This window comes from Labrenzia sp. THAF35 (assembly GCF_009363595.1).
Lineage (GTDB): Bacteria > Pseudomonadota > Alphaproteobacteria > Rhizobiales > Stappiaceae > Roseibium > Roseibium algicola.
On record NZ_CP045380.1, the window covers coordinates 3,418,336 to 3,441,503 of the forward strand.

General features: G+C 58.3%; 19 protein-coding genes. 7 read left to right on the forward strand and 12 right to left on the reverse strand.

Features of this window, described 5'->3' with window-relative positions:
- Window positions 1–11: 11 nt before the first annotated feature.
- The 7 genes from FIU93_RS15605 to FIU93_RS15635 form a co-directional block, all read right to left on the reverse strand.
- Window positions 12–548 (reverse strand): dTDP-4-dehydrorhamnose 3,5-epimerase family protein, encoded by a 537-nt coding sequence (locus tag FIU93_RS15605; RefSeq protein WP_152506098.1) that lies wholly within the window; start codon window positions 546–548, stop codon window positions 12–14.
- 141 nt (window positions 549–689) lie between these two features.
- Window positions 690–2,870 carry an autotransporter outer membrane beta-barrel domain-containing protein gene (locus FIU93_RS15610; RefSeq protein ID WP_152506099.1) on the reverse strand — a complete coding sequence of 727 codons (2,181 nt, stop codon included), beginning with the start codon at window positions 2,868–2,870 and terminating at the stop codon, window positions 690–692.
- A gap of 183 nt (window positions 2,871–3,053) precedes the next feature.
- Entirely contained in the window at window positions 3,054–4,100 is a 1,047-nt protein-coding gene (locus FIU93_RS15615) for a TIGR01620 family protein (RefSeq protein WP_152506100.1), read from the reverse strand.
- The gene (locus FIU93_RS15620) at window positions 4,097–5,611 is read right to left on the reverse strand and encodes a YcjX family protein (protein WP_152506101.1); all 1,515 of its coding nucleotides are present in this window, start codon (window positions 5,609–5,611) and stop codon (window positions 4,097–4,099) included. Before FIU93_RS15620 ends, FIU93_RS15615 begins: the two co-directional genes overlap by 4 nt.
- A gap of 46 nt (window positions 5,612–5,657) precedes the next feature.
- A complete protein-coding gene (locus FIU93_RS15625; RefSeq protein ID WP_023000684.1) occupies window positions 5,658–6,182 on the reverse strand; it encodes a histidine phosphatase family protein in 525 nt (174 codons plus the stop codon).
- Window positions 6,183–6,243: 61 nt separating this feature from the next.
- Complete coding sequence (locus tag FIU93_RS15630; protein ID WP_209010136.1) at window positions 6,244–6,780, reverse strand: hypothetical protein; 537 nt, start codon at window positions 6,778–6,780, stop codon at window positions 6,244–6,246.
- Window positions 6,781–6,885: 105 nt separating this feature from the next.
- Window positions 6,886–7,731 carry a MoxR family ATPase gene (locus tag FIU93_RS15635; RefSeq protein WP_031269182.1) on the reverse strand — a complete coding sequence of 282 codons (846 nt, stop codon included), beginning with the start codon at window positions 7,729–7,731 and terminating at the stop codon, window positions 6,886–6,888.
- A 310-nt stretch (window positions 7,732–8,041) separates the two neighbouring features.
- Here FIU93_RS15635 and FIU93_RS15640 point away from each other — a divergent pair, with 310 nt between their 5' ends.
- From FIU93_RS15640 to FIU93_RS15670, 7 genes are all read left to right on the forward strand, one after another.
- Window positions 8,042–9,433 carry a flagellar hook-basal body complex protein gene (locus FIU93_RS15640; protein WP_152506102.1) on the forward strand — a complete coding sequence of 464 codons (1,392 nt, stop codon included), beginning with the start codon at window positions 8,042–8,044 and terminating at the stop codon, window positions 9,431–9,433.
- A 73-nt stretch (window positions 9,434–9,506) separates the two neighbouring features.
- Window positions 9,507–11,360, forward strand: coding sequence for a flagellar hook-associated protein FlgK (gene flgK / locus FIU93_RS15645; protein WP_152506103.1), 1,854 nt, complete (start codon window positions 9,507–9,509; stop codon window positions 11,358–11,360).
- A 13-nt stretch (window positions 11,361–11,373) separates the two neighbouring features.
- A complete protein-coding gene (locus FIU93_RS15650) occupies window positions 11,374–12,909 on the forward strand; it encodes a flagellar protein (protein ID WP_152506104.1) in 1,536 nt (511 codons plus the stop codon).
- Window positions 12,910–13,179: 270 nt separating this feature from the next.
- The gene (locus FIU93_RS15655; protein ID WP_006932702.1) at window positions 13,180–13,473 is read left to right on the forward strand and encodes a ribbon-helix-helix domain-containing protein; all 294 of its coding nucleotides are present in this window, start codon (window positions 13,180–13,182) and stop codon (window positions 13,471–13,473) included.
- 113 nt (window positions 13,474–13,586) lie between these two features.
- Entirely contained in the window at window positions 13,587–13,982 is a 396-nt protein-coding gene (locus FIU93_RS15660) for a VOC family protein (protein ID WP_031269183.1), read from the forward strand.
- 23 nt (window positions 13,983–14,005) lie between these two features.
- Window positions 14,006–14,530 (forward strand): Twin-arginine translocation pathway signal, encoded by a 525-nt coding sequence (locus tag FIU93_RS15665; protein ID WP_152506105.1) that lies wholly within the window; start codon window positions 14,006–14,008, stop codon window positions 14,528–14,530.
- Window positions 14,531–14,547: 17 nt separating this feature from the next.
- A complete protein-coding gene (locus tag FIU93_RS15670; protein WP_023000692.1) occupies window positions 14,548–16,119 on the forward strand; it encodes a GMC family oxidoreductase in 1,572 nt (523 codons plus the stop codon).
- 289 nt (window positions 16,120–16,408) lie between these two features.
- Here the strand turns inward: FIU93_RS15670 and flaF are convergent, their stop codons facing one another.
- From flaF to FIU93_RS15695, 5 genes are all read right to left on the reverse strand, one after another.
- Window positions 16,409–16,774 carry a flagellar biosynthesis regulator FlaF gene (gene flaF, locus FIU93_RS15675; protein ID WP_075284275.1) on the reverse strand — a complete coding sequence of 122 codons (366 nt, stop codon included), beginning with the start codon at window positions 16,772–16,774 and terminating at the stop codon, window positions 16,409–16,411.
- Entirely contained in the window at window positions 16,656–17,150 is a 495-nt protein-coding gene (gene flbT, locus FIU93_RS15680; RefSeq protein ID WP_006932693.1) for a flagellar biosynthesis repressor FlbT, read from the reverse strand. Before flbT ends, flaF begins: the two co-directional genes overlap by 119 nt.
- 92 nt (window positions 17,151–17,242) lie before the next feature.
- On the reverse strand, window positions 17,243–18,736 hold the full coding sequence (locus FIU93_RS15685; protein WP_023000694.1) for a flagellin: 1,494 nt from the start codon (window positions 18,734–18,736) through the stop codon (window positions 17,243–17,245).
- A 289-nt stretch (window positions 18,737–19,025) separates the two neighbouring features.
- A complete protein-coding gene (locus tag FIU93_RS15690; RefSeq protein WP_023000695.1) occupies window positions 19,026–20,522 on the reverse strand; it encodes a flagellin in 1,497 nt (498 codons plus the stop codon).
- Between the two features lie 678 nt (window positions 20,523–21,200).
- Window positions 21,201–22,697, reverse strand: a complete 1,497-nt coding sequence (locus tag FIU93_RS15695) for a flagellin (protein ID WP_152506106.1) — start codon at window positions 22,695–22,697, stop codon at window positions 21,201–21,203.
- Window positions 22,698–23,168 lie beyond the last annotated feature (471 nt).

The following is a 23,168-nucleotide window of genomic DNA, read 5'->3' on the forward strand; positions in this document are numbered from 1 at the left end:
TGACTGCGTAATCAGGCATTGGCGTCCGCATAGAATTTATCAAGCATCTGCGAATAGTTGTCGGCTGTTCTGTCTCTATCGGAAAGGATGGGGTCCTTCGTTGGCCAAGACAGGTTCAGTTCCGGACAATCGAACTTGCAGCCCAATTCGTCCGTCGGGTCAAAGTAGGTGGAAACGGAATAAAGATGCGTCGCGGCTTGCGGAAAATAAAATCCGTGGCAAACCCCCGGTGGGATTGAAACAGCTCGTCTGTTTTCCGCTGAAAGATCGAGAAACTGCGATGTTCCAATGGTCGGGCTGTCGCGGCGTATGTCATGCAGACCAAGCAGCATCTTTCCGGACAGGACCATCAGATAATCGTAATGATCCTTGTGCACGTGAACACCGCGCAATGTGTCTTCTTTCGAGGTGACGATGTTCCACTGGATCGACTTGAAACCGGTGAGCCAGGTCTCCCGGTAGATTTCGGTGAAACTGCCGCGGTCATCGATGTGCGAAACCAGGTCATGGACAATCACGCCTTCAATTGACGTTTCTTCGGTTTTCATCGAATTGCCTGACCCCAACGACCGTTTTTCTCGCGCAAGCTTCGCGGCCCATCCGGACCCAGGGACAGACTAACAGGTTTCACGACGATGTGGAGGCCGGCATCGGAACGGCGTTTGAGGAAAGGAGGCTTTCCCAAGTCCTCAAAAACTGATCTTGGCGCCCAGGCGAACCGATGCGGATAGTGTATCGGCGCTGTCGTAACCGCCTTCTATTCCGGCGAGAAATTTTGTGCCGTCATTGACTTGCCACACGGCATCGGCTGCCGCAAAACCGCGGAGCACCGCATCGTCGTCGTCGACGGACAGGTTCAAGGCAGCTCCCTGCAGGGTGCCGTCGACACTGTCGTTTAGCGTGAAGATGCCGTCGATACCCGCATTCGCACTGAGATAGAGCGTGCCGCCATTCTGGACGATGGGGGCATGATCGTAGGTCGCCTGCGCGCGCAGTTCCAGAACGTGCAGCGACCGGCCGGAAACCGAAAGGCCGGTGGCGCTTTCATCGGCGTCGCCCGTTTGCCAGAGACCCGAGTAGCGCACACGAGCGCTGGGTGTCAGCGTACCCTCACTCAGGGCGAAGGCATGGCCGAGGCGCGCAGAGGGCGTGACGTAGACATAGTCGTAGTCGATGGAAAGGTCCTGCAGGCCACCGACAACCATGTTGTTGAGGACGGTGACATCTTCATCGCTCTTCAGGTAGCCGCCGAGAAGGCTGAATTGAGCAAAGGTCGCCTGCCAGGAGCGGCTGAGATAGCCACCGGCGTGGATGCTGTAGCTGGAGGCCGAGTGAATGTCGCCGTCGCTGGTCGTCCTGCCGATGGTGAAACCACCGGCAACACCGGCGGCAAGCCCTTCGGCGAATGTCTTCTCAGCCCCGGCAGTGATGCCGCCGAATGTATGGTCAAACCCGTCGCTGCCTTGCCTGGAAAGAACACCGCCAAGAGGCGTGACCCAAAGCGCGGTGGCGTTTTGCTCTTCCGGAGCCGGACCGTTGGTTGCGACGAAGGACGTGCCGCCCAGTCGATTGAGGTCCATCTGCTGTTCAAGGCTGCCGGTGACAGCGCGCGTCATGGTGTTGAAGGTCTGGGCAACCGTGTCCAGCCGGAAGTCGTCCGGATTGAGGATGGTGATCGTGTTGCCGTTGGTCGTTGAAGTGAGGCCTGCTGTCGTCAGCGTTCCCGGGATGCTGCTGAAGGTCAGGATCGCCGTTCGCCCGGCCGCGTAGTTCAGGGTTGAGGTGGTCGGATCGGTAAAGGTCAGAACACCCTGAAGTATGGTGCCATTGTTCAGGGTAACGGTTGCATCAGAACCATCGACATAGATCGAGGACCCATTGCTGCTGTAGATCTCGCCGGAGTTGGTGATCGTGACATTGTCGCCGTCAACGGCAATGCCATGTCCGACATCGTCATGATCTCCGGAAATCGTGCCAGTGTTACGTAGCGTGCCGCTGTTGGAGATGGTGACGTCATCGCCACTGGATTCGATCGGGTTGGCGTCTTCTCCCGAAACGGTGATGGTGCCCGAGTTGGTGATCGCGGCGCGGTCACCGTCATTGTCGATGCCGTCTGCCAGCGTACCGGACATGGTCATCACACCGGTATTGATCAGGATGACATCGTCGCCGTCGCTGTCAAAGCCGTCCGCGTCCTCTCCAGTCGTTGTAATCGTTCCGGTGTTGGTTATCTTCGCGTCGTCTTCATCGGTGTCGATGGCATAGGCGTCGTCACCTGTCGTGGTGATCGTGCCTGAGTTCAAGACGGTCGGACGGTCGCCCTCGGCATTGATGCCATAGGCAGCTTCTCCGGTCGTGGAAATCGTGCCGGAGTTGGTGATGTCCGTGTCCGCACCAAGGGACAAGATTGCATCGGATTCCTTACCCGTTGTGGTGATGGTGCCTGAGTTGGTGACCGTGAAGTCGTCCCCGTCACCGGCAATGCCGAAGGCACGGCTGCCCGTGGTAGTAACGGTTCCGTTGTTGTGTACGGTGGCATTGTCCTCATCGGACCCAATACCGGCAAAATTAGGTGTGCCAATGGTTGTCTTGGTGACTGTGATGGTGCCGTTGTTGGTTGCTGTCTGGTCGTCGTTGCCGAGAACAAGGCCATCCTGATCGGTAACGTCGATGGTGCCGCCGCTCTCGACTGTTCCGGTGTCGCCAACGTCCGTCAGCGTCTGTGTTGTGGTGACCGTGGTGCCTGAGCCGATGGTAATGTCACCGGCAAGGCCTTTTTCCGGACCAAGCAAAACCAGGGCGCAACTGCAAAGCAGAAAAGCCTTGAGTTGGCGGCGATGCTGAAGGGCGGATTTCGTCTTGATTGGCAACGGCCTGTCGCTACACAAGTTAACGTCTCACCTGGCTATTATTGTTGTATTCCGAGGAAGACGCCACTGCTCGTCCGCAGAAACCTTAATGAATGAAACGTTTATGTGTCATTGGTAGAAATAGCAATCGATTTGGTTACGTTGCGCGTGTAACCATGCCGTGTATTATTTGAAATCTAAACTTTAAGACTTGTCGGCCGGGTCTTCTTTTTTGGCAAACGAGACAAGCTCACCCATGAAGTCCGAGATGGTCGGTCCAGTGCCGGCCACGAACGGTGCCGGCCTGCAGACTGCAATTGCTGCAATGCCGATGCGGGCAGTGAGCAGTCCATTGACCACGCCTTCGCCCAGGCGGGCGGAAAGTCGAGCCGCCAGACCGTGACCCAGCACCTGCGAGGCAAGGCTGTCGCCTGCTGCCATGCCGCCGGTCACTGCCAGGTGTGCCATGACGTGTTTTGCGAGGCGCAGAAAGCCAAGTGTGCCGGGTCTCCCGCCGTAAAGGGCGGACAGGCGCCGGATCGTGCGCAGGTTCTCGAACAGGACCGCCAGCAGATCGACCAGTGCCCGTGGGCTGACGGCCGTGACGATGGAAACGCGCTTTGCACTGTTCATCACGATACGCCGGGCTTCCAGGTCGAGCGGGCTGAGCAGATCGCGTTCGGCCAGTTTCACCAGATCCCGGCCGTCGATGACTTCCCGCATATGCCCTGCCAGCGCCTTGCGGCCCTGGGCCGTTTCGGGACGGTCCTTGTAGAGTGTGAGCAGTTCCTTCAGGCCGACTGATGCCGCCTTCGCGTCATCTGCTTCGGCCGCGCTCTGCAGCCGGTCTCGCAGGTGGTCTATTCGGCCGAGGCGCATGAGGCCCGCGATCTCGCGAATGACCAGGCCGAGCAGGCCAAGTGCCGCCAGAACGGCAAGAGCCACACCCAGCCATCCCAGCCAGTCGGTCCGGGCAAAGAGATCCCGTATCAGGCTGTCGACCGCAAGGCCGACAGCCAGCGAGACGAGGCCGGACAGGCCGATCATCAGCCACTTGCCGAACCGAAATCCGGATCTGGGAGTGCTGGCGGCGTGGGGAAGGCGAGGTTCCTCGTCGTCAATGAAGGCCTGGGTGACCAGGGCTTCGCCGGCCGAGGGCATCCTTGTTTCGTCATCGGTCATCCGCACCTTGGAATCATCGAGACGGAAGGCGGTCGGTTTGCGATTGGACGGGGGCTGGGAACCGGTCATGCCAGGCGATCTCCGATCAGGAATTCGAGGGCGCGGTCAAGCCGGATATGCGGCAGAGACAAAGTCAGGCCTTCTGCGGTCTTGTCGAGTTCCGGCGGCCGGAACCTCAGGAACTGAAGGTCTGCCTGAGCGGTTTGAAAGCTTGCTCGAAGTGCTTCAGAAACTGAGTCAGCTTGTCCAAAAAGTGATTCAGGGTCGTCCGGCAAGTCACCGGGAAACATGGCGATTTCGGTTTTTCCGTCGTAGGTGTCACCGTTCAGCCGTTCGCCCGGCAACGGTGTTCCAAGGATCGCAGGCAGAGCTTCGCCGCGATGTTTGACCGTTGCCTCACGCGTCGCACGGACCGCAGCCATGGCCAGCACTTCGACCTCCGCACCCTTGAATGTTGCCTTCTCTTCTGCTCGGGCAACCAGTCTCTTCAGGATCAGCTCCAGTCGGTCGTGATCCGATCTGTGCAGGTGGTCTGCCTTGGTCGCCGCGAACAGGATGCGGTCGATCCGTCGCGAAAGGATGGAGGACAGCCAGCTGCGTTTGCCCGGACGGAAAGCTCCGAGAACTTCGGTGAGGGCGGTCTCCAGATCGGCAATCGCATGCGGCCCTGCGTTCAGGGCATGAAGGACATCGACCAGCACGATCTGGCGGTCGAGGCGCGCGAAGTGATTGCGGAAGAACGGACGCACAACGTGGGTCTTGTAGGCCTCGTATCGCCGCTCCATCATCGCCCGCAACGTGCCTGTCCTTGCCGGGGCGGCGTCTGCCGGAATGTCCAGCGGCGCGAAGGTCAGGGCCGGGGAGCCGTCGAGATCCCCGGGCATCAGGAAGCGTCCCGGGGGAAGCATGGACAGGGCGTGGGCGTCGGCTCTGCAGGCAGCCAGATAGGTTTTGAACTTTGCCGCCAGCTCTTGTGCCGCCGGTTCGCTTTCCTCCGCGTTCGCATCCGTGGCGACCAGGATTTTCAGAAACGGCGCGGCGATCTCCGCCCGGTTTTCCGCCCGGGCGCGCCGCATTGCCTCGGCGGAAAAGGTGGCATAGTCCTTGCCGAGAAGCGGTAGATCCAGCAACCACTCGCCGGGATAGTCGATCAGGTCGAGATGAAGGCGGCCGGGACCAAGCTTGCGGTGGAAGTAGGAGGCGCTCTCATAGTCGATGGTCAGGCGCAGCTCGGAGACCTGACGGGTCGATTCCGGCCAGATACGCTCACTCACCAGGGCACGCACGTGCGCTTCATAGTCGAAGCGCGGCACGGCGTCGTCAGGTTGCGGCTGTAGCCTCGCACCGGTCATTCTGTGCCCGGAAGCGGCGCTGAAGAGCGGCAGGCGGCCACCATGAACGAGGTTGTGCACCAGCGCGGTCAGAAAGACGGTCTTGCCTGCGCGCGCAAGTCCGGTCACGCCCAGCCGGACGCTCGGCACTGCCAGGTCGGTTGCCGCATCGGCAAGATTGGCCAGTGTCAGCCGGGTTTCTTCTGCAAGTGTCGTCAATGGGTTCACAAGGGCCTCCAGCGCGTTCATGTAGGCGCAGGCGGGAACAAGTACAATCCGGGACTCGGCTGATGCTCTAGTCGAGGTCTTCCTTCAGGTCCCGTGGTTTGACGAAACGTTCCAGATGGCCGGTCTTCGGCTGCAGCTCCGACCAGTCGGCAATGTCGAAATCGATCACGGCAAGAGCGCCAGTCGGAAACTTTTCCTGAATATCGGCAATCGCGTCGCTGGATGCCGTGCCGCTGAGGCTCAACGCCGTATCCTCGGTTGCCGGGTTATGGCCAATGACCATGAGGTTCTGGGCCCGGCCACCATAGCGGCGGATCAGCCCGACATAGTCGTCTTCGCTTTGCTGGTAGAGGTCGGACACCAGGTGGATCTGTGTTTCCTGTGTGAGGGTCGGCAGAAGGCGGGCCAAGGTTTCCCGGGTCCTCTGTGCAGTAGAGCACAGGATCTGGTTGGGCTGCAGGCCCTGTTCCTTCATGTAACGGGCCATCTTGACGGAGGCGGTCTTGCCGCGGCTGTTCAGAGGCCGGTCGATGTCGGCCAGGTTCGCGTCGCCCCAGTCTGATTTAGCGTGTCTGAACAAAAGGAGCCGCATTGTCTTTCCTGGTTCCTTGAAAGTGGAAAGTGTGCCGGCGGGTCAAAAGCCGGACTGCCGGTCAGTTCTGGTTGGCAAGCGCCATGGTGAAGGCGGTTACTGCCGGTCCGATCTCCACTTCCTGAGTCGGCAGCGTGTAGGACAGCCACAATGTATAGTCCGATGTGGCACCGGAAAAGTACCACATCGTTTCGCACAGGCTTGTCGGCGTCCAGTTGCGGGTCCGGAAGGAGATGCCGGAGGCGGCTGCGCCCGTCAGCTTGATCGGTTCGAATCCGGCTGCCTTGTAATTGCGGGAAAATGTCAGCGCTTCGCGGCGGCCGGTGCCCTGCAGGTGCTTGCGCAGGACAGCGGTAATGCCGTCGCGGCCGGTGTAGATGCATCCCGCCTGGCTGACGGCATCACCCTCCATCACCTTGATGCGGTAGTAATCGCCGATCATGTCGGGGCAGCGCAGGCCGGTGAAATGGCGCAATCCACCGACATCGCTTTGCCAGCCTGCGTCCTTTTCGGGAGGCACTTGTGCGAGAACAGGCCCGCTCGCCGTCATCGGCAGCGTGAGCATCGCCAGTACCAGAAGAGCGGTGGCCTGTTTCACCAAGTCAGTCTCCTTGTCACCCCGACCCGAAGATCGCGTTTTGCCCGGTCAGCCGCCCGGGCGCTCAGCCTCGACCAGCTTTCACGTTGAGGCAGGTCCGGATCTTCAGGACCGTTCCCGCCGCGCCATGAATGCCAGGCGTTCGAACAGGTGCACGTCCTGTTCGTTCTTCAACAGCGCGCCATGCAGCGGCGGTATCAGTTTGGAGCTATCTTGTTGACGAAGGGTTTCAGGATCGATGTCTTCGTTCAGCAGCAGTTTGATCCAGTCGATCAGCTCCGAGGTCGAGGGCTTCTTCTTCAGTCCGGGGACGTCGCGTACGTCATAGAAGAGGCGCAGTGCCTCCGACAGGAGCCGTTGCTTGATGCCGGGAAAATGCACTTCAACGATTTCCGACATGGTATCGGCATCGGGGAACTTGATGAAATGGAAGAAGCACCGGCGCAGGAACGCGTCGGGCAGGTCCTTCTCGTTGTTTGATGTGATGATGACCACCGGGCGCTGCTTTGCACGGACGGTTTCACCGGTCTCGTAGACGTGAAACTCCATGCGGTCGAGTTCCAGGAGAAGATCGTTCGGAAACTCGATATCGGCCTTGTCGACTTCGTCAATCAGCAGAACCGGCCGCTCTTCAGCGTCGAATGCTTCCCAGAGCTTGCCCTTCCGGATGTAGTTGTTGATGTCCTTGACGCGCTCGTCACCGAGCTGGCTGTCGCGCAAGCGCGATACGGCGTCATATTCATAAAGGCCCTGCTGAGCCTTGGTGGTGGATTTGACATGCCATTCGATCAGCGGGGCTTTCAGGGCGACCGCAACCTGTTCGGCGAGCACGGTCTTGCCGGTGCCGGGTTCACCCTTGATCAGCAACGGCCTCTCCAGGGCGACTGCGGCGTTGACCGCGACCCTCAGGTCTTCCGTGGCAATATAGCTTTCAGTTCCTTCAAAGCGCATTTGGCCGTCCGTTTTTCCTAGGTTGGCCGCAAGGTGGCAGGCCGCGCGCGGCTGTGCAAGCCCGTAAAAGGCAGGAGTGCCGGCGCACGGCAATTTTGAACATCTGCCACCGGCCAGAGCGGAAGTTTTTGCCTGTCGGGTCATGACCTGCCGGGTTCTTTTTTCCGCTTCTGGAAAAGGAAAATTTCCTAAGCTTATGAAACAAAACGATAAATTATGTCCTCGTCAAACTGGCACGGCCTTTGCGGAGGAAGGCCGATTATGGGCGTAAGCCCGCGTCGCAGTGCCCGATCTATAAAGAGGACCGCAAATGGGTATTTATGGGGCTATCAACTCGGCTGTCTCCGGACTGGCTGCGCAGGCTACGGCTCTGGAGAATATTTCCGGTAACGTCGCAAACTCGCAGACGACCGGTTACAAACGGCTCGACACGACATTTTCGGATCTGGTTTCCGGGGGTGGGTCCAAGCAGGCCCAGCAGGTTTCCGGAACCACCTTCGCCACTTCCCGCGCCACCAACACCGTGCAGGGTGATATCACGTCGGTCGACGTCGATACCTACATGGCCATCAACGGCGCTGGCTATTTCGTCGTGACCAAGGCGTCCGACGTGGTCGATGGCTCGACCACCTTCGCAGATGAGACCTACTACACCCGCGCCGGTGACTTCGAGCGCGACAAGGAAGGTTATCTGATCAACAGCTCCGGCTATTACCTGCAGGGCTTCCCGCTGGACCCGAACACCGGAAATGCGATCGGCGACAACCCGGCCGTCATCCAGATCGAGAACCAGCCGCTGGCAGCATCCGCAACCACGACTGTGGACTACCAGGCCAACCTGCCACGGGTTCCCGCGACTACCGACTATGATGGCACGGATGAAACCACTGCCCTCCTGAACGCTTCGGTTGGTGCCGGTAACGTTGCCGTTGCAGACGAAACCGACTTCCTGAACAGCTCCATTTCCGGCGGATCCACAACGATCTACAATCAGAACGGTACGGCGATGAACGTCGAAATCCGTTATGCCAAGACCGCGAACTACGATGCTGGCCCGCCCATCGTTGAGGACGCCTGGTCGATGTATATCGGTACTGGCGGCGATGCGACCGATGCCTGGTATGATGTTGGTACCGTCCAGTTCGACGATACCGGCGAGATGACGACCCTGACCGCCGGTGCCATGGCCGGTTCCGCAGTGAACGGTACGGGCGACGGCTTTACAATCTCCTCGCTGACCATCGGCGGCACGACGGCAACGGACGTCGAGTTCTCCTTTGCCGATGGCTCCCTGACCCAGTATTCCGACAAGGACGGCAGGGCCAGCTCCGTGTCGCTGGATCCGGATGGCTATCCTGCAGGTGAGCTGATCGGGGTGGCTGTAGACGCTTCCGGCCGTGTCATTGCCAGCTATTCCAACAACCAGCAGCGTCCGGTTTACCAGATCCCGCTTGCGACGTTCGAGGCCGAGCAGGACCTGCAGCGCGTTGACGGTGCCGCGTTTGCGGCAACGGCCGGATCGGGAGACGCGGATCTTTCCGGAGGCGGGCAGATCCTGGCCAAGAAGCTGGAACTCTCCAACGCCGATATCGCGGACGAGTTTTCCAAACTGATCATCACCCAGCAGGCCTATTCCGCAAACTCGAGGATCGTCACCTCAGCAGACGAAATGCTCGACGATGCCCTGAATATGGTCCGGTAACACCGCCTAGGCCGGCGGGGCACTGACCCGCCGGCCATCTGGCCTGGTCGCGTATAAGGAAGGAGAAGCCGCCATGGGTCTTACAAGTGCCCTGAATACCGCGGTTTTCGGAATCACCTACAATCAGCGTCAGCTGGACGTCACCGCGTCCAACATTGCGAACGCGGATACGGCCGGCTATTCGAAAAAAATAATTTCGGCGAATGTCTATTTCGACGGCAACGGCAACGTCGCCGGAATGAATGCGACGGAAGTGCGCCGGATTGTCAACGAGCAGATCCAGTCCGACTATTTCAACTCTCTGGCCGACACCAGCTACTCCCGGCAGATTGCGGATTTTACCGACCGTCTGGACGATATTTTCGGCACGATCGACGACAAGAGTTCGTTGTCGTCCCTTGCAGGCAATCTTTCAGCTGCACTTGCCGGCCTGGTAAACGATCCGGGCAACTATGCCGTTCAAAAGGACGTGGTTTCGGCCGCCGAAGCTTTTGCGCGCGAAATCAACTCATCCTATGAGCAGATTGCGGACCTGCGCCAGGAAGCGGACAACGCACTGGCTTCCCAGACAGATAGCGTGAACGGCCTGCTCTCAAGCATTGAAGACATTGACGAGGCGATCCAGAACGCGACCCAGTCCGGTGTTTCGACCGCCGACATGGAAGACGAGCGCGACCGGCTGATTGAGCAGTTGTCCGGTTATATCGACATCGACGTCACAAAGAACGACAACAATTCCATTTCCATCCGTACCGCAAGCGGCGACCAGCTTTACGCAGACGGCCAGGCATCGACGCTGACCTTCGATGCCACGCATCTGCTGCAGCCGGGCCAGGCAGGCAACTCGGTGATGGTGAGAACGCCAGGCGGCACCCAGTTCGATCTCATCGCGTCGTCGAAATCTGGTTCGATGCAGGCAACTGCTGAACTGCGCGATGATATCCTGGTCGAGGCGCAGACGCAGCTCGACACGATTGCTGCCGAACTGTCACTTGCCTTTTCCAATGTGAATGTTGAAAGCACAGCTGCGACCGTCGGTCTGGACAGCGGTTTCGATCTCGATGTGTCCGCGCTTCAACCGGGCAACACGATCACGCTGGATTACACCGACAGCAGCGGCAATCCGCAGACAGTCACTCTCGTGGCCGTGGACGATCCCGCACTGCTGCCGCTGGACAACTCCGCTACGGCAAATCCGGGCGACACGGTCTTCGGTATCGACATTTCCAGCGGTGTACCGGCAACCTATATCACCAACATCACCGCAGCACTTGCCGGCACCGGTCTTCTTGTCAGCAATGACGGGTCGGACAACCTTCGGGTTCTGGGCGACAACACGGCGCCGACCAGCGTTGAAAGCCTGAGTGCGAATGTCACCGTGACGGCGAATTCCGATCAGGGGTTGGGCCTTGCGATCTTCGTTGACCAGCGGGCTGGAACGGACCTCTTCACCGATGCGCTTGAAGGCGGTGGCCAGCGGCTCGGTTATGCCTCCGGAATCAGCGTCAATCCGGATCTTCTGGCCGATAGCGCGCTTCTGGTGAACTATCAGACCACGCCGACACCGAATACGACCAACGATCCTGCGCGAGCGCAGTTCCTGTCGGATGCGCTTAGCGTCGGCACGAAACACTATGACCCGGGCTCGGGTATCGGCAGCGCGTCGACACCGTTCCAGGGAACGCTGCTGGGCTTTGTCAACCAGACCGTCGCGTTTCAGGGCAACCAGGCGGAAGACGCAGCCACATATGCGGATTCCAAGGAAGCGCTGACCATGAACCTCGCCATTCGTTACGAGCAGAGCTACTCGGTCGATCTCGACGCCGAACTGGCCTTCATGGTTCAGCTGGAAAACGCCTATGCGGCCAATGCCCGTGTCATGCAGACCATCAAGGATCTCTTCGAAGAGCTCCTGAACATCGTTTAAGGTTGGGTGCGTTATGGCAGTTTCGAATATCACCACCTCCCGGACTTACCTGACCCGCCAGCTCGGCGAGCTCAACGATCTGCTGGCAAGCAAGACAACCCAGCTCGCCAGAGGCAAGGTCGGTACCACATACGGCGAAGTAGGCGACCGCCGGCTTCTGGACATTCAGCTGACACAGAAAGTCAGCATGATAGAGAGCTACCAGGACACCATCACCATCGCCAACTTGCACCTGCAGACCTCGACCATGTCGCTGGAGCGTCTGGAGGATATCCGGCAGGATGCGAAATCCGCGCTCGATACCAACGATTTCGTGCTGCAGGACGACGGGCAGACGCAGACCCAGTCCCGCGCCAAACTGCTGTTGAACGAAGCGCTCAACATCCTGAACACGGAAGTCGCCGGATTTTACGTCTTTGGCGGCACGGATGCCGTACAGGACCCGGTTGCCAAGATCGATGCCATTCTGGAAGGGGCGAACGGCCGGGACGGGCTGAAAACAGTCATGAGCGAGTATTCCCAGGCAAATCTGGGTGCCGGCAACAATGGCCGCACATCGACCTCCGCACTGACAACCAACTACGCCGGCCCCGTGCCGACGGATTCCACCTTCACCATTGCCGAAGATGGAGCACATGATTTCGGTTTCGACATCGCATCGGTTGCCTCGACCCTGACCAACGTCGCGATCACCGGGCCTTCGGGCACCGACCCGGACAGCTTCGACGTTCAGTTCACAGGGCAGCCGGAACTTGGCGAGACCATCACTGTGGAATTCTCCCTGCCGCCTGATCACAGCGAGACGATCTCCATCGAGCTGACGGCAGCAAACAGCACGGCTGAAGACGGAACCTTCGCGATCGGCGCCGATCTTGAGGAAACGGCGCAGAACCTGCGCGATGCCCTGGAAGCGGAGATCGAGCACCAGGCTCAGACAACCCTTCGCGCCGTGTCAGACGAATGGGCGGCAGAAGAATTCTTCAGGACGTTCGGCGGGGAAGAGCCGCAGCGGGTCGACGGACCTCCTTTCGATAGCGCAACCGCGCTGATCGGTGGCAGCTCGACGACTGTCGCCTGGTATACGGGCCGCAACACGGCCACCGACGATCCACGCACGGACAAGAACGCAGTGATCGACAGCAATTTGACGGTGAGCTACGGCGTCCGGGCCAATGAAACACCGCTGCAGGAACTGGTCCAGTCGCTTGCGGCTTTCATTGCCGCGGATTTTTCGGGCGGCTCGACGATCGACGAAGAGTATTACAATACCCTGTCGACCAACCTGCGCACGACCTTGCAGCCGCCAGGTGTCGATCAGTCCGGGATCACCGATATTGCCACGGACATTGCCATCACGCATCGGACAGTCTCGCTGACCGATGACCGGCACGTGCAAATGAAGAGCAGCTACGAAGGCACGATCGCGGATATCGAGGGAATCGACCAGGATCAGGTCGCCGCCGAGATCCTGCAATTGCAGACCAATATCGAGGTTTCCTACAGGGCCTCGTCGATCGTGTTCAATCTGACCCTGTCCGATTACCTCTAGGATCGCCCGGAACTTCCGGCTTTTCCCCGGGCGGTCTTCGCTCACGGCTGCCTGGACTGCCGGTCAGGGCCGGGAAAGGCCTTGAAATATTCCCCCTTTGGGGAAACACTCTCCTGGTTGCCTTTCTTCCCGACGGATATCTTCTGGTGTCCAGTTCCAACCGGTTTGCCGCCGGGGCCTTTGGCAACGGCGCGTTCTTTTCATTATCCCTTTTCAAAAAACAGATCGCGGCATACCGCGTAAAGATCGACACCGTGGGAGGGAGAGCCGATGTGTCACGTATTTGCCGGACAGGATCCGGAACGCTATGCCAGCCAGACCCGGCGGTTGCGGCTCAACGGACAGAGCACGAGCATCCGACTGGAAAATTCCTTTTGGGCAATTCTGGATCAGATTGCCGCGTCGGAAGGGGTGACGACACCGCATTTCATCTCGACGCTGCATTCAGAAGTGATCGAATTGCGCGGTGAACCGAAGAATTTCACATCGCTGTTGCGTTGCGCCTGTCTGAAGTTCCTCGAGATTTCGTCGAACCAGCACGCGGCTTCGATTGCCGCTGAATGACATTTTGCGCTGCAGCGCAAGTTTTACCGCTCGCAGTATAAGCATACTACCCGGGCGATAGTTGCCACGCGCTACGCTTCCGTCATGCAAATACAAGCAGAGCGGAGTAACGCGTGGCGAAAGCAATACATTCTATGATCCGTGTTCTGGAAGAGCACAGGTCTCTTTCCTTTTATGAAAAAGCATTCGGGCTGACCGTAGCGGATCGTCTGGATTTTCCCGATTTTACCCTGATCTACCTGCGCAACAGCGACTCCGGCTTCGAGCTGGAACTGACCGTCAACAAGGGGCGGACAGAGCCCTATGACCTGGGCGACGGCTATGGGCATCTGGCGTTCAGTGTCGATGACCTCGACAGCGAACACGCACGCTTCGAAGCAGCAGGTCTCAATCCAAGAAAACTGGTCGATTTCGCACCGGCGGGAGACGTCATAGCGCGCTTCTTCTTCGTTGCGGATCCCGATGGCTATCAGATCGAGGTGCTTCAGCGCGGCGGTCGATACGAATGAATTGAATTGAACGGGAGGAGAGCATGAAAACCGAAAACAGTCCGAGAGGTCTGACCAGACGGCAGCTTCTGGCCCGGGCGACGGCGGCAGGCGCTGCCTTCGTCACCGGGACCGGGTTTCTGGCAGCAAGGGACGGCGCCTGGGCGACGGAGCTGACGGCACTCAAGCCGGACAGTTTCGCGACGCTGGTGCAGATGGCGCGGGACATCTACCCGCACGACCATGTCGGCGACGAATACTATGTCATTGCCGTCAAGGGATATGACACCCCCGACCACGCCGAGGATATCGAGGCCGGTATCGAGGCCCTGAACGGAGCAGCCCAGGGGAGAGGGCATGCTTCCTATCTTGCGATCGGCTGGGAGCGTGACAGGGCGGACCTGCTGCGGTCCATGGAGGACAGCCCGTTCTTTCAAAGGGTCAGGGGCGGATTGGTAACGGGTCTCTACAATCAGAAAGCGGTCTGGCCGCTGTTTGGATACGAGGGAGCTTCCTACGACCTGGGCGGCTACATCGACCGGGGCTTCAACGACATCAACTGGCTTTGAGCCTTAGGGAGGAAACCATGGCTGCACCATTTGACCTGAATGACGACACGGTTGTCGTCGTGATCGGAACGGGCGCCGGTGGCGGTGTGCTTGCCAACGAGCTGGCGCAGAAGGGCGTAAGTGTCGTGGCTCTGGAGGCGGGCGGACGCTATCTTCCGGATGATTATGTCAACGACGAGTGGGAAAGCTTCGGGCAGCTTGCCTGGGTCGACCCCAGAACCACGTCGGGCGACTGGCGGGTTGCAAAGGACTTTTCCGGCCTGCCGGCCTGGATCGTCAAGGCCGTCGGGGGGACCACCGTTCACTGGGCCGGGGCGTCGATCCGCTTCCAGCCACATGAATGGAAGGCAAAAACGTCCTACGGCAACGTCCAGGGAGCCAATCTGCTCGATTGGCCGCTGGATGCGGAGGAAATGGATCCCTGGTACACGCTTGCCGAAACAAAACTGGGCGTGACGCGCACAGGGGGGCGGGCAGGACTGCCGGGCAACAACAACTACCTGGTGTTCGAGAAGGGCGCTAAGGCGCTCGGCTACAAGGAAGTCCATACAGGCCGGATGGCCATCAACTCGGCCGACTACGACGAGCGTATTGCCTGCCAGCAGACCGGTTTCTGTTTTCAGGGCTGCAAATGGGGAGCGAAGTGGTCCGCCGCCTACACGGATATTCCGCGGGGCGAGGCAACCGGAAATCTGGAAGTTCGCGACCAGGCCCATGTCGCACGAATCCTGCACGACGATGCAGGCAAGGTGACCGGGGTCGAATATTTCGACAAGGACGGCAATCTGCAGCTTCAGAAAGCCCGTGTCGTCTGCGTTGCCGGCAATTCCTTCGAAAGCCCGAGGCTGTTGCTGAATTCAGCGTCTTCCATGTTCCCGGACGGTCTTGCCAACAGCTCCGGCCAGGTCGGTCGCAATTACATGCGCCATACCACTGGCTCGGTCTATGCCATTTTCGACCAGCCGGTGAAGATGTGGCGTGGAACAACGATGGCGGGGATCATTCAGGACGAAGCCCGTCACGACCCGTCCCGCGGCTTTGTCGGCGGATATGAACTTGAAACCCTGGCTCTTGGACTGCCGTTCATGGCGGCGTTTCTTGATCCGGGGGCGTGGGGCCGGGAATTCACAAGTGCGCTCGACGGTTACGAGAACATGGCGGGCATGTGGATCGTCGGTGAGGACATGCCCCAGGAAACCAACCGCGTCACGCTCAATCATGATGTGAAGGACAGCTTTGGCCTGCCGGTGGCGAATGTCCATTTCGATGATCATCCCAACGACGTCGCAATGCGCAATCATGCCTACAAGCAGGGGATGGCCATTTACGACGCCGTCGGGGCGACCCGGACCTTCCCGACGCCGCCTTACCCGTCTACCCACAATCTGGGTACCAACCGGATGTCAGAAAATCCGCGGGACGGGGTGGTCAACCGCTGGGGGCAAACCCACGACATTGCCAATCTGTTCGTGTCGGACGGGTCCCAGTTCACCACGGGCGCTGCCGAAAACCCGACCCTGACGATCGTGGCCCTAGCCATCCGTCAGGCCGATCATATCGCCCGGGAAATGAGTGCCGGCAATCTGTAGTCCCGTGAGGGCCGGCTTCCGGAAGGCTGGGCTTTCAAAGCCCGGCCAACGCGGAGGTTCTGATTGGATTGCCGGGCTCGCACGGGGCCGGTGCTGAATATCTCATGGCTGCAAATCCTGCCCGCAGCTTGAGGACCCGCTGATCTCCGGTGGAGGCTTCCTCCGTTTCTGCCGGAGGAGGGCAGGTGAACGTTGCAGTCAAGAGAAAGGCCGCCGAGGTTACCCTGGCGGCCTTTCTTGATCATCTATCGTGTTTTCCGAGGCTGTTCTTGAACCGGCCGCGCCGGGATCAGGACCTCAGACCCTCGGCAATCGAACGATTGATGCTGATGAGGGTATCGAGCTTGTTTTCGTCGTCAGTCGTCATGACTGTCATGGTCTGCTTGAACACGAACACGCCCAGCGAGGCGATGTTGTTCTTGATGTCCTGAGGCAGTTCGCTTTCAGGACTGGTCGCGGACGTCACGAGAATTGTCCAGAGCTTGCGGTTGTACACCAGGGCGTCATCTTTTTCCGCAAGCGAGGAATTTGCCCATTCATCCTTGATCAACTGAAGCCGGGCTGCGGCCTTCATCAGCAGATTCGCTTCCAGCTCCCTCGGTGACATCGCCACCTGGCTTGTTTTCTGGTAAGCCTGCGCTGCCTGTTTGTACATGACTGATCAGCGTCCCTTCGTACTCGATGAGCTTACGTGCTTCTTTCAGTGCTTTATAGAAGGCGCCGGTTAGTATGGCGTTACTAATCCTGGTGACAAAAGGGATCGTACTCGGCGCGGCTTTCACTATGTCATTGACGAGGCTGAAGTAACTCTCCTGTATCTTCTCCAAGTCAGTTGACAGATACATCAGCTGAACGGCCAGGTAGACCCGTTTGGCTGGTGTATCCGCAGTGGCCGGCGTGAGAATATCCTTTTCTCGCAGAATGGGAGCCTGGCCTTCGATAAAGAGGCGAGTGCGTTGATTGTCATTGGTGATAACGCTTTCCCCAATGATAATTCGCTCGCCCGGTTTCAGCTCGACCTTGAGCGCCATTCCGTGACCTCCACGCATAAGTATCGCTGTGAAACGTTAACGAAATCGTTAACGATTTGCCCCCGATACCTTAATGATAACTGCCGCCGGTGTTAACCGAACAGGCTCAAGACGCTCTGATCTGCCTGGTTGGCCAGAGACAGAGCAGTCGAAGAAAGCTGCTGACGGGTTTGCAGCGCCAGCATGTTAGCACCTTCTTCGTTCATGTCCGCAATAGTTAGGTGGCCAGCGCCAACCTCCAGCGTGTTGATCAGATTTTGGGTGAAATCGGTCCGGATTTCCACAGTCGAAAGAGCCGTACCCATCGAACGGGCCGCATTGCGAAGCTCGTCGAGCGCCGCGTTGATGGCCTGAAGCGTTCGGTCGATATCCGTATCCGACTTGAATTCGGACGGCGCTGCCGTCAGTGACACGATTCCTGTCGTCGATCCGAGCGTCGTTCGGTTGAAGTCGCTGTTGCTGCTGGAAATGTCGAAAGAGACTTCGCCGATAAGGCTGATGCTGCCGCCCGAGAAGGTAGCATCCAGGCCCTTTACGTTGTTGATGAAGGTCACGAGATCGCTGACCGTGGTTTCTTCGTCGATCTCCAGAGAGGCCGGCTCGAAGCCGTTGCCGTCGGTGATCGTGATCGTGTCGCCGGCCTGGAAGCCGCCGGAGGAGACCAGCGTTGCCGTGGAACTGAGAGGAGACACCGTCATCGTGGTCGTTGTGCCGCCGGTGTCGCCACCGTCTGTCGCTGCGCCACCACCGGTGTTGTCCTTGGAGATATAGAGAGGGTTGTCGAGACCGGAAGTGATGGTGATGGAGTCCGTGGCTTCGTCAAAAGTGGCGTGAACGCCGTTCAGATCGTTCAATGCGTCCACGTAGTCCTGCACCGTGGTGATGTCGGTACCGACCGTCAGGTTGGTGGTGCCGGAGGAATCCGTGATGCTGACAACGTTGCCGGTTGCCCAGTCGGCGAGGTCCGTCAGATTCGAGGACGCCTGCAGGCCTGACAGGGAAATGGAGGTGGTGCCGCTGAAGAGGTTGAAGGACGACGTACCGGTGCCTCCGGCATCCAGGTCATCCAGATTGAGACCGTCATCGAGTGAAGTGTCTGTAAAATCTACCGGATTAACGGTCAGATTCGAAGTGCTGTCCTCGTTGAAGATAACTTCCAGCTCGTTGCCGGCACCGGCAAGAAGGTTCTTGCCCTTGTAGCTGGAGTCCCGTGCCATATCCTCGATCTGCTCGAGCAGATCGTTGTACTGGCTGGTGAACAGCTTGCGTTCGTATTCACTGGAGGTCTGCAAGGCCTGGTTCGCGATTGCCTTGGCCGACTCCACCAGTTTGGTGATCGACGTGATGCCCTTGTCCGCTGCCCTGATCGTCTGAACCGCCTGGCCCATGTTATCCAAGAGGTTGGACAGATCACTCGCGCGGTCGTTCAGGGATTGTGCCGTGAAATAGGAGTTTGGATTGTCGAGCGCCGTGTTGACCTTCAGGCCCGTTGCCAGGCGCGTTTGCGTGATCGACTGCAAATCCGCCGTCTGTTTCAGCGACAGGAGATTGTCCCGGACAGCACTGGAGAGAACAATATCAGGCATCAGACTTCACCGCTTTCCCTATTCAGGTCTCGCCAAAGGCAACATGCGGGTAATCCAAGTCGAGCATGCACCTTTGCCGTAAATCTAAATGGAAAGTTAATCACTGATGCACGTATTAACGTCCCGTAAATAAAAGTTACCAAAAGGTTTCTTTTAAGATGTTGATTCTCAATGATAAAAAATTTCGGGTTCAGACAGTAATTCACGGCGTAAACGAAAACGGCGGACCAGTGGCCCGCCGTTTCTGATGCTTGTCTGTGAGTCGTGCGTCCGACTGATTCTCTTTGAATTAGAAGAGGGATAGCACGGTCTGGTCCGCCTGGGAGGCGAAGGACAGAGAGGTGGAAGCAAGCTGCTGACGGGTCTGAAGGGCCAGCAGGTTTGCACCTTCCTCGTTGGTGTCGGCCAGGGTCAAAAGACCTGCACCTTCCTGCAGAGTATTGATCAAGGTCTTCGTGAAGTCTTGCCGGATCTCAACAGTCGAGAGGTTGGTACCGAATTCGGAAGCCTGGGATCGCAGGTTTGACAGACTGGTGTTCAACCGGTCTATGACGCGGTTGATGTTCGTATCCGTTGCGAACCCACTGTCGGAGATAGCTTCGATCACGATGCCATCCGTGTCCGCGGTAAAGCCGGAGCTGTTGAAGTCCGTGTTGTCACTGGTCAGCGACAGGTCGGTTTCCGACGTGATGGTGATACGACCGGAGCCGTCATCGAACTTGGCCGAGACGCCGTTGAAGTCGTTGATGAAGTTTTCCAGGTCATCAACGGTGCTGTCTGCTTCAACTTCGAAAGTGCCGAGCTCGTAGCCGTTGCCGTCCGTCAGCGTCAGTGTATCGCCAACCGCGAAGGAACCGGAGTCGATCAGGGCATCCGTGGTCGAAGAGAACGCGGTTGCGTCGACGAGGGTGCCTGCAAAGCTCGTGGTCGCAGAACCGTTGCCACCGATGTAGAAGTCTTCATCGGAGTAGATGGTCAGTTCGCCCGTGCCGTTGTCGAATTCTGCACGAACACCGGCAATGGCGTTGAGGCCATCAACCAGATCCTGAACGGAAGCCGTCGAGGAAACACCACCGGAGAGCACGGCCGGGTTGGTGGCAGTGTCGTTGACGAAGGACAGGCTCTGGGTCGTGGAGATCAGAGTGGAGTCCGACAGGGTGGAGGAAGTGTTCAGGGCAGAACCGCCTGCATCCTGCAGGGTGATGACGGTCTTGCCGCCCTGCAGCTGCAGGGAAGAGGTTGCACCTTCGCCTTCTGCCAGGTCGGAAAGGTTCAGACCGGTGGACAGTGCGGTGTCGGTGTAGTCGACCGCTTCAATTGTCAGCTTTGAGGTCGCATCTTCGTTGAAGATGGTGGTCAGGTCGTTGCCGTCACCTGCAAGCAGGTTCTTGCCTTTGTACGAGCTGTCCTTGGCGACATCTTCGATCTGTTCCAGCAGGGCGTTGTACTGTGCTGCGTAGGTTTTACGCTCGTACTGGCTCTGGGTCTGCAGGGCCTGGTTGGCTTTCGCCTTCGCGGTTTCAACCAGATCCGTGATGGTCTGAATGCCTTTGTCCGCGGCTTTGATGGTCTGCAGGGACTGGCCCATATCGTCCAGCAGGGTGCTGAGATCGCCTGCGCGGGAGTTCAGTCCGGATGCCGTGAAGAAGCTGTTCGGATTGTCCAGCGCGGAGTTCACCTTCATGCCGGTTGCCAGCTTGTTCTGGACGCCCGACATCAGGTCTGCAGTGGATTGAAGTGTGAGGAGGTTTTGCCGCACGGCGGCTGACAGCGTAATGTCACGCATCGGGTTATCCCTTTCCTGGGTCAAATTTCAACTGCTCTTCCTGAGCAGGTTGGGACCGATCATCGAGCGTTAACCTTAATCAATGGTTAAGCGCTTGAAAAATAGGGTTATCAGGAAGTTAACGCCGTTTTGCGCCCTGTCTGAACTGTCAGGAGGATTGCCTTCTAGTGCCGATGCAAGGTTCCCAAAAGTGCCAGTGTCTTTACTGCGAGGGCGGGGTGCCAGGTTACCGCGACAGGCATGCAAAGCCCGGAGTTCAGCGGGTTTTGTCCTCGTCGGGTTCTGGCGGGACAAGCGATCTCAAAAAAAATCAATGCGAGGTGTCACGGGCGGCGGCGCCGGCCTTGCATGTTCGCGCTGGCATCCGGAGGAGGCCTGAGCAGCCATAGCAATTTGAAGGAATGGGCGTGGGCTGCGAGCCGCGTTTATATCCACCGGAACCAGAATCTTAACGATTGGGATCAGGCAAGGCTTTGAAACCGATGTTCGGGAAGAGGGGAGGTTTCGGGCTGGGGGCGTGTCTTGGGAGTGAGCTTGGGGAGTGAGGCCGGGTACATATGCGCTTAAAGTTTTCCGCGGGCGCGAACGGCTGGATCGGGAAACGCGCTTGAGGATCCGGAAACAAGAAAAGCGGGCCGTGGCCCGCTTTCCAATGTCGTTCTAACCGAAATGTCTGGCTTAGAAGAGACGCAGAACGTTCTGGTCTGCCTGTGCTGCGAAGGACAGCGAGGTAGAAGCCAGGCTCTGGCGAGTCTGCAGGGCCAGCAGGTTTGCACCTTCTTCGTTGGTATCGGCCAGCGTCAGCTTGCCTGCACCTTCTTCCAGCGTGTTGATCAGGTTCTTGGTGAAGTCCTGACGGTTTTCAACGATGGAGAGGTTGGTACCGAAGGAGGAAGCCTGCGTTCTCAGGTTCGACAGTGCAGTGTTCAACCGGTCAACTGTACGGTTGATGTCCGTATCCGTCGCAAAGCCACTGTCGGAGATCGCCGAGATGCCGATACCGGTGGTGTTTGCGGTGAAGCCGGAGCTTGCAAAGTCGTCGTTGTCACTGGTCAGCGACAGGTCGGTTTCCGAAGTGATGGTGATGCGGCCAGAGCCAGTGTCGAAGTCAGCGGAGACGCCGTTGAAGTCGTTGATGAAGTTTTCCAGATCATCAACCGTGCTGTCGTCTTCAACTTCGAAGGAGCCGAGCTCGTAGCCGTTACCGTCCGTCAGCGTCAGAGTGTCGCCAACAGAGAAGGAACCGGAGTTGATCAGGGCATCCGTGGTCGAAGAGAACGCAGTCGCGTCGACGAGGGTGCCTGCAAAGCTCGTGGTCGCAGAACCGTTACCGCCGATGTAGAAGTCTTCATCGGAGTAGATGGTCAGTTCGCCCGTGCCGTTGTCGAATTCTGCACGAACACCGGCAATGGCGTTGAGGCCATCAACCAGATCCTGAACGGAAGCCGTCGAGGAAACACCACCGGAGAGCACGGCCGGGTTGGTGGCAGTGTCGTTGACGAAGGACAGGCTCTGGGTCGTGGAGATCAGAGTGGAGTCCGACAGGGTGGAGGAAGTGTTCAGGGCAGAACCGCCTGCATCCTGCAGGGTGATGACGGTCTTGCCGCCCTGCAGCTGCAGGGATGCGGAAGCGCCTTCGCCTTCTGCCAGGTCGGAAAGGTTCAGACCGGTGGACAGTGCGGTGTCGGTGTAGTCAACAGCTTCAATGTCGAGCTTCGAAGTGGAGTCTTCGTTGAAGATGGTTCTCAGGTCGTTGCCTTCACCTGCGAGCAGGTTCTTGCCTTTATAACCGGAGTCCTTCGCCAGATCTTCGATCTGCGTCAGCAGGTCGTTGTACTGAGCAGCAAACTGCTTGCGCTCGTACTGGCTCTGTGTCTGCAGGGCCTGGTTGGCCTTTGCTTTTGCAGATTCAACGAGCTTGGTGATGCTCGAAATACCCTGGTCGGCTGCCTTCAGGGTCTGCGTGGACTGGCCCATGTCGTCCAGAAGAGTGGACAGGTCGTTTGCACGGGAGGTCAGGCCGGAAGCCGTGAAGAAGCTGTTCGGATTGTCCAGAGCGGAGTTCACCTTTTTACCGGTCGCCAGTTTGTTCTGGACGTCCGACATGAACTGTGCAGTGGACTGAAGGGTGTTGAGGTTCGCGCGAACCGCGCTCGACAGAGTAATGTCGGCCATTTTGTGTCCTTTCTAGGAGTACAAGATACGAGGACCCTTCCTGGGTCCGAGGGACATCTATCGGCGCTTTCTTGTAAGAAGTTCTAAACAAAGATGGTTAGCGTAAATTAACCTTAACAGCCCCCTAAGCCGAGCACATAAAATCATTGCCAGAAAAAGTTGAGTATATTGTTTTGAAAGACAAATTTTAGCTGAGTAAAGATCTTAACAATGAGCCGCGAATGCTTGGGGAATGCCTGTCGCCAGGTGCTCGGGTAGCGCAAATTTCCCCTAAAGGCGGTCGACTTGTCTGAAACCTGACGGATTTGTTAACTCGTGTGCGGAACGAGACCGGTGAAGGTGCCGAAATCGAGGACGATAGACAGATGCGCCGGCAAGACGCGCCGGGCCGATTGCATGTGGGGTTTGCCAGCAGCTTTATAGAGCAAGCGTCAGTGGGGGCGTGAGGAGGCTGCAAGCGATCAGTTGAAA